This is a genomic window from Acinetobacter sp. TYF_19, from assembly GCF_043105125.1.
Lineage (GTDB): Bacteria > Pseudomonadota > Gammaproteobacteria > Pseudomonadales > Moraxellaceae > Acinetobacter > Acinetobacter johnsonii.
Map to the genome: position 1 here is coordinate 1 of NZ_JBICLH010000036.1, position 7,125 is coordinate 7,125.

Consider the following 7,125-nt stretch of genomic DNA (forward strand, 5'->3'; position numbering starts at 1 on the left):
CCTAGCTCATGCTCTTTTTGTATTTTTTCAAATACAGTATTGACTGTAGGACTTGGAGCGCCATCTGGGCCCATAAGTGTTTGAAGGAATGACCAGACGTCATCCGAGAAATAGATCGGTAGTTTCTTTGACATGTTTGACTCCTACGCTACGAGGCGTGTTTGGAACTGAACTCTTTTTTTAGGATAGTCGGTGGCAAATTAAATTTCAAATTTAAAAGCTGTGGATAATCAATGCACCTTCAAATTAAATTAGGTTGAGCACCATTTTCGGATAAGCGGGATTTAGGGAAGGAGATGTACTCATCCTGCATTTCAAAGAAGAATTCATGCGCCTCTTTAAAGCTGCAATTCAGCCATTCTTTGCGGTATTCATCAGGGATTACGATGATCGAACGCTTCTCATCTTTAGGCTTATGGAATTGCTTCATGAAAGGGTGTTTATCAGCATTGATAGTGAGCATACTCATCGATCGGATTTGCTCTCCATTGATGACAGCATTCTCGTATATGGCCGCCACTGTAAAGGGCATGCCATCTTCACGAGCAATCCCATACCAGTGAGATTTCCCGTCAATATATTTAGGTTCAAAGATGGTTTCGACTGGAATCAAGCCAAACTGAGACTTATGCCAAGCTTCCCTAAAACTGGGTTTCTCAGCGACCGTCTCAGTCCGGGCATTGTATGTGTACTTGCCGAAATTCTTTTCCTTGGCCCATTTGGGAATCATTCCAAAATTAACTGATCTCCATTCGATCTTGCCGTCATTGGAAAAGATCAAAGGTGAAGGATAGTTCGGGAAAATGTCTTCAGGGAACTCCAACTGATCAGGCTCAGGGAGATCTAGGAGAAAAGCACGATTCTTTCTGATAGCTTCAAAGTTTGCGCACATAGACTTATCCCTTTTTATTCTTTGTAATCATCGCTCAAATAATAACCCAACTAAGAATAAAATGATTTCAAAACAATTTAGTATCGTCAACGCAGTGCTCACATAAGAATTTGCAGTATTAAACCTAAAAACAGTGAGTTTTACATATCTATAATTGATACTCAGCTCTACAAGTCATATTTATTTATATAAGCTATACTGGTGATGGAATCGCTATGACTAATAAACAAACGCAAGAGTCCAATCCTCAAAAAGAATCAAACGATGACAAGGGTGATCAGAAAACCTATCAGAATCCGGATCCCCAAAAAAAACCTAATGAAGAGCCCGAGAACCCGCTTAAAGAGCAAAAGTAGATCAAAAAGCCCTCGTCGAGGGCTTTTTGAAATCAAATGCTTACACTACTTTTAATCTCAAATAAATTCATGCTGGAATAGCTGCGACAACTTTTTCTCTATCCCACAAACGGTGATTTTGAATAGCTTGTTTAAATTGATCTTGGATCTCTTTAAAATTTTGAGTAGAGAATAGAGCTGCATCCTTACTGAGCTGAAACTCATCTATTAAAGCGCATTTATCACCGAGGAAAACAATAGGTTTGAGATGCTTATATGTCTCTAATACATAATGTTTAGAAACTCCATCAGCCTTAAATACTTCTAAATTATTCCCATCAACCACGATTACGGCATCATAAGTCACTGAAGGCTCGCCATTTTGTCTCCCATCTACTGGTATTTCATTGCCATCACTAGATTTAACAGGGGCTGCTTTCGGTGCTAAAGTTTCCACAATAGCTTTTTCTGCTTCAGCCCATATTTTAATATCATCTATTGATGATGCATTTACATCGTCATGAACGAGCAAGGCAATTTTTCGCTGTTTAATATCAGATGCAGGAAAAGATGAGGTACTTAATCTTTTCGAAGATGCAATTGCGGGCTGGTGCAGACTATCTTGCTGTTTAGGGGGAGTTTTAATACCTAACTCTTTGGCAACATATTCAGCTAAGTCCAAGTCAATATTAGCTAAGACAGCGTAAACTACACGTCTGCGGATATCTTCCGATTTAACCTTAGATAATTCAAAAGAATATGCATCCTTAATATGCTGTTGTTCATATTTTTCCAAACTATGGTAGTGCATTGTGGCTTGCGAGAAATGATCAGCGAAACTTTCTGGTCGAACTCTTAGTTTGCTGCCTTGTACTTCTTCAGGATGTGTCTTGAAGGCACCACCGTCATTAGGTGATTCTCTTGGCCAATTTTCATCAACAGAATTAGGTTCATAATTTGCCTTTCCTTTATAAACTTCGTGATTAGCATAACCACCTCGTCTATTCGTATGAAAAGGACAAACGGGTTTGTTAATTGGAATTTGATTAAAATTTACCGTACCTAGTCTGTGTAAGTGAGTATCCGTATAGCTAAACAGCCGTCCTTGTAAAAGGGGATCGTTACTAAAATCTATACCTGAGACAATATTTGCAGGACTAAAAGCAACTTGTTCTGTTTCTGCGAAAAAATCATCTGTATTTTTGTTTAAAACAAATTTACCTAGTGGAGTGACTGGTACAAGTTCTTCTGGGATTAATTTTGTAGCATCTAAGACATCAAAGTCCCATTGTTTTGCATCTTCTTCAGAGAAAATTTGTGCGCCTAATTCCCATTCCGGGTAATTGCCACGCTCAATAGCATCCCACAGATCACGTCTGTGAAAATCGGGATCTTTGCCATTAATTTTTAGGGCTTCATCCCAGACGACTTGAGCTACCCCTTGCTTTGGAGTCCAATGGAATTTCACTAAGAATGCTTCATTATTCTTATTAATCAATCTAAATGTATGAACACCAAAACCTTGTATAGAGCGTAGATTTCTTGGAATTGCTCTATCAGACATTATCCAAGTAGTCATATGTGATGCTTCGGTGTTTAAAGAAATAAAATCCCAGAAAGTATCATGGGCAGATTGACCAGTTGGAACTTCATTGGCATCTTCTGGTTTTACTGCATGAACAAAGTCCGGAAATTTAATAGCATCCTGAATGAAGAAGACAGGGATATTATTCCCCACCAAATCATAATTTCCTTCTTCAGTATAAAATTTTATAGAAAAACCTCGTACATCTCGAACGACATCAGCCGAACCTCGCCCACCTTGAACTGTAGAAATACGGACAAAGATAGGGGTTTGATTATTTGTGTCCGTTAGGAACTTAGCTTTAGTCCATTTTTCATTACCGGTATAAGCTTGAAAGTAACCATGAGCACCGACCCCCCGAGCATGTACAACACGTTCTGGAATACGCTCACGATCAAAATGAATAAGTTTATCCCTTAGAAGAAAGTCCTCGAGAAGAGTAGGGCCTTTCTCATTAATTTTTAGACTATTTTGATTATCAGCTACGGGAACACCTAAAGAAGTGGTAAGAGTTTTACCTATAGGATCCACGTATGCTTCCTCAGAAAGCTGGTCGATTTTTGGTGTATTTGGTTCTTTCATATCACATTCTCTTATACATTTGCTTTATAACGTTTTATGAAAATAAGTATTTATTTTCACGTAAGTTAATGGCTTATTTGTTGACGGATATTTTGTGCTTATACAATTTAATAGGTTATCTACAATCGAATATGAGTTACTTGCAAGAAAACTCTTTTTTGGATCAAAGATACCCATATAAACTTTAAGTATTTACTCTTTGAGTAAGGTAAAGAAATGTGTATTTTTTGTTCGCTTAAACTATTCATTTTAAATAATATTGAATTAATCTAAGTCAAAACAAAAGCTTATTAATTTTTATATTCCTCGCAATACAAACAGGATTTAGCCCATTTGGTATTTTGACAGCGTGGACATTCTTCATTTAAATGATTTAAATGTTGGGTTTGACCACACAACATACAAGAATAAAAGTGATCTACATTGTGATGATCTGCGATTTGGTATTCATCGGGAAATAGAGGAAGGCCCCATTTTATATTTTCTTTAGAATATGGGATCACGCTTAGGCAGCCATCAGTCTCAAGCAGTGCCATTTTAACTTGTCCAAGATGCTCTATCTTCTTTTGGCGCATTTCAGCAAAGAACTCATCATATGAATACTTTTCTTGCTTAATATCCTCAACAATCAGTAAACCATTTTTGACGATGTATATAGGTCGACCTTCCAATACGGTCTCAAAAGCATCGGATTTCATCATTAAGTAAGTTGTTAAGCGATACAAAGCCATAATTACTGCAAAAACGATGACAGCATGAATGATAGGAACTTCTTCATAGAACATAGCATCGCCAGCAGCAGATCCTAAACTAAGAATAATTGCGATTTCAAAGATGGAAAGTTGCCTAACACCACGTTTACCAGAAAATCTTAAAACTAAGATAATCAGGAAGTACATCAAGACACTACGAAGTACAATTTCTGCTGCAAAAGTAAATGTAGTATCAGCTAATAGTATTTTTATAAAGTCCATTTTACACCTATTTAATTATTATTTAGATGTGCTGATGATGAGCCTAAAAGGCTCATTATCATTATATTGGCTTACATTTTGTCCCATGCATCTTTAATCGCATGTTTGGCTTGTTCCCACTTTAAGCGTGATTCAGCCTTTAGTTCTTCCCATTTTACTTTCAAATCACTTTCGGAATCTTCAAATCGTGCATCAGTACCACGCTCATTACGGGCATGCTGACCTAGTTCATAGGCTGAACGAAGATCACGGTCATAATCCACATCAGGAAGTTCTCTTTGGATATCGCCGTAATATGGGCGGTTTGAATAATCTGTACGCCAATCATGCTTGATTGGGTTTTCGTCTTGATGGTCATTGATAGTCATAATGAACTCCAACTCTATTAAACTAATGAAAGAATTCTAGTATTTTTGCTTTATTAACCTAACTACTATTTTCGCTGTTGGTTTTGCTTGTCATCTTGCTGGTTTTGCTGACGTTGCTTGTCGCCCTGCTGATTTTGCTGACTTTGCTTGTCATCTTGCTGGTTTTGCTGACGTTTATTATCCTTCTGCTGATTTTGATTAGTCATTTTATTGAACCTCATAAGATTAGAATTAATCTACATTAATTAATTGGTAGATATATTATTAATAGCATGATTACATGGTTGTAAAATATTCAAGATGTTACATTTTAATTTTTTAGTTAAATTGTGTTTAGTTTGCAGTGTTAAGTATTGATAACTAATGAATATATATATTTGATATATTACAAACGGTTAACATTAATATTTTTATTAATTTTTAAAGATATTCATATATAGATAAGAATTAAGAATTAAGAATTAAGAATTAAGAATTAAGAATTAAGAATTAAGAATTAAGTTTTTGATTTGATATCTGTTTTATAAGAGAAGAATTTGTTTTTATAGAGTATTACATAGAAAAATGTGCCAACATTTGTTTCTTGGTTTTAGATCCACCTTTCTTAAGCAAGTCAGTATGCTCTATATAATTATTTGATTTAAGTTTTTTTAATTTTTTGATTAGTGCTGAATTTACTTTCTTTGACTCTAGAGAGTGCTTTTTAAGAGATTTATTTTTTAAATATTTATTAATTAAATTGAGAAGTAATGTGATGGGTATCACAAATATTAAGGTTTTACTTATTTTTAAAAGTATAAATATTTAATTAAAATGTTAAATTGTGTTGCTAATTAATTTATGAGGTTACATTTATTAACGTTTCTTTTCAAAGTTGTTAATTAATTAAGTACAAGTGTCAATTATGTTGGTATAAGTTATTTACCGCGAGAGAATTATAATGCCTACTGCAGTAAAAGAGAGAATTTTAAATTTAATAACCGATGCCCATCAGAAATATTTTGAAATAACACAATTTTTCTTAGATCCATCAGTGTCGCGTTCTGCAAAAGAGTTGAAAGCTTTTCATTTCCTAGAAAACGAAATACTTCATTTGGATAGTGATTTCTCTGATTTTCCTACTAATGTTGATCAATTGGCAGTCTGGATGCAGAAACAAAATAAAACACAATGCTTGCATTACAAAGAGTACTTAGAAAGGCGTGAAAATGGGAGTGCAAGGGAGTTTTTTGGAACTACAAGTAAAGCTTATGAGTTTTTATACAAAGTAGCACCGACCAAACGTGTAGACGGGGCTTGGCTTTATAGCTTTACACAGTACTGGAATGATCCAGCTTTTAGAGACTTTATACAGATATATGTTGAGGAGTTGGGGTTAGGTTCCAGTCAAAGTAACCATGTAAAACTTTTCAATAAATTACTTCTATCACTTGGTCTTCATCAATTTTCAATGAATTTGCCTGATGAATATTATCACCAGTCAGCAATACAATTAGCTTTAGCTTATGCTCCATCAGATTTTATACCCGAGATTGCAGGTTTTAATTTTGGATACGAACAACTACCACTTCATTTACTGATTACAAATTATGAACTTAAAGAGTTAGGTATTGATTCCAAATATTTTAACCTACACATTACAATTGATAACTTTGATAATGGACATGCTCATTTAGCTACAAATGCGGTCATGTCTTTAGCCAAACGTTACCCAAATCAATCCGAATTTATTCGTAAATTAAAGATAGGCTTTTTGTTGAATAATCGGGGAGTTAGCTCAGTTCAAATAATAAAGAACCTAAATACTGAGCAAGTGGTTCTGGACATTTTCAAGAGCAAAGCTTTGGTTGGAAAGCACATGCATAATGAGAAATGCAAGTTTAAGAATAAGTCTGTAAATTCATGGCTATCAGAAGAAGATCAGGTTGAGGAATTCATTCTTGAGCTAACAAAAATAGGATGGATTAAGCTTAACGAAAATCCTGAACATAGCCGATTTTGGAAAATGATCAATGATGAAGATGGGAAAATGTTTGGAGTTTTCTCTGCTGCAGAAAAAGCTTTTATTTATGATTGGATTGCGGGTACTAATTTAAGTAGACGCATTAACCCAGTAAATACAGAATATATAAAAAACTTTATCGAACTAAATGATTTTAGTTATTTGTCAGAAAAGGAATTATTGCTGTTACAGCAGCAAATTCAGATATCTACAAATACTGGGCATAAAATTAGCAAATTGATGCCATATTTAGCTCCACATCAACATCACCAAGAAATTGGTTTATGGGCTACGCAAAAAGTAGTTGAGTATATTTTCCCATTCTTAGGGGCTTTGTTGCACAAAGATTGGAAATGCAAAGCGCCCCTAATTGAGCTAAATTTAAGG

7 protein-coding genes and 1 pseudogene are annotated in these 7,125 nt (G+C 35.0%); 2 read left to right on the top strand and 6 right to left on the bottom strand.

Going from position 1 to position 7,125, the window contains the following annotated elements; all coding sequences use genetic code 11:
* Together ACF8FD_RS03850 and ACF8FD_RS03855 are read right to left on the bottom strand one after the other, a co-directional pair.
* A pseudogene (locus tag ACF8FD_RS03850) lies at positions 1-134 on the bottom strand (LexA family transcriptional regulator); the annotation flags it as partial.
* A 107-nt stretch (positions 135-241) separates the two neighbouring features.
* Complete coding sequence (locus tag ACF8FD_RS03855) at positions 242-892, bottom strand: SOS response-associated peptidase family protein (protein ID WP_005324289.1); 651 nt, start codon at positions 890-892, stop codon at positions 242-244.
* Positions 893-1,107: 215 nt separating this feature from the next.
* Between ACF8FD_RS03855 and ACF8FD_RS03860 the strand changes: the two genes are divergently transcribed.
* Entirely contained in the window at positions 1,108-1,248 is a 141-nt protein-coding gene (locus ACF8FD_RS03860) for a hypothetical protein (protein WP_004981682.1), read from the top strand.
* 67 nt (positions 1,249-1,315) lie between these two features.
* On the opposite strand, the gene ACF8FD_RS03865 is transcribed toward ACF8FD_RS03860, so the two are convergent.
* From ACF8FD_RS03865 to ACF8FD_RS03880, 4 genes are all read right to left on the bottom strand, one after another.
* The gene (locus tag ACF8FD_RS03865) at positions 1,316-3,394 is read right to left on the bottom strand and encodes a catalase (RefSeq protein WP_205667044.1); all 2,079 of its coding nucleotides are present in this window, start codon (positions 3,392-3,394) and stop codon (positions 1,316-1,318) included.
* Positions 3,395-3,684: 290 nt separating this feature from the next.
* Positions 3,685-4,368, bottom strand: a complete 684-nt coding sequence (locus ACF8FD_RS03870) for a DUF421 domain-containing protein (protein WP_114392975.1) — start codon at positions 4,366-4,368, stop codon at positions 3,685-3,687.
* Positions 4,369-4,439: 71 nt separating this feature from the next.
* Complete coding sequence (locus tag ACF8FD_RS03875; protein WP_004981674.1) at positions 4,440-4,736, bottom strand: hypothetical protein; 297 nt, start codon at positions 4,734-4,736, stop codon at positions 4,440-4,442.
* Positions 4,737-4,801: 65 nt separating this feature from the next.
* Positions 4,802-4,942, bottom strand: coding sequence for a hypothetical protein (locus ACF8FD_RS03880; RefSeq protein WP_171333651.1), 141 nt, complete (start codon positions 4,940-4,942; stop codon positions 4,802-4,804).
* A 734-nt stretch (positions 4,943-5,676) separates the two neighbouring features.
* Here ACF8FD_RS03880 and ACF8FD_RS03885 point away from each other — a divergent pair.
* Positions 5,677-7,125 (top strand): iron-containing redox enzyme family protein (locus ACF8FD_RS03885; protein WP_392453217.1); only part of this gene is annotated, 1,449 nt, incomplete at its 3' end.

Excerpts from the sequence above, each read along its gene's own strand:
- ACF8FD_RS03875 (WP_004981674.1), bottom strand. The coding sequence starts at position 4,736 with ATGACTATCAATGACCATCAAGACGAAAACCCAATCAAGCATGATTGG.
- ACF8FD_RS03865 (WP_205667044.1), bottom strand. The coding sequence starts at position 3,394 with ATGAAAGAACCAAATACACCAAAAATCGACCAGCTTTCTGAGGAAGCA.
- ACF8FD_RS03870 (WP_114392975.1), bottom strand. The coding sequence starts at position 4,368 with ATGGACTTTATAAAAATACTATTAGCTGATACTACATTTACTTTTGCA.
- ACF8FD_RS03855 (WP_005324289.1), bottom strand. The coding sequence starts at position 892 with ATGTGCGCAAACTTTGAAGCTATCAGAAAGAATCGTGCTTTTCTCCTA.
- ACF8FD_RS03880 (WP_171333651.1), bottom strand. The coding sequence starts at position 4,942 with ATGACTAATCAAAATCAGCAGAAGGATAATAAACGTCAGCAAAACCAG.
- ACF8FD_RS03860 (WP_004981682.1), top strand. The coding sequence starts at position 1,108 with ATGACTAATAAACAAACGCAAGAGTCCAATCCTCAAAAAGAATCAAAC.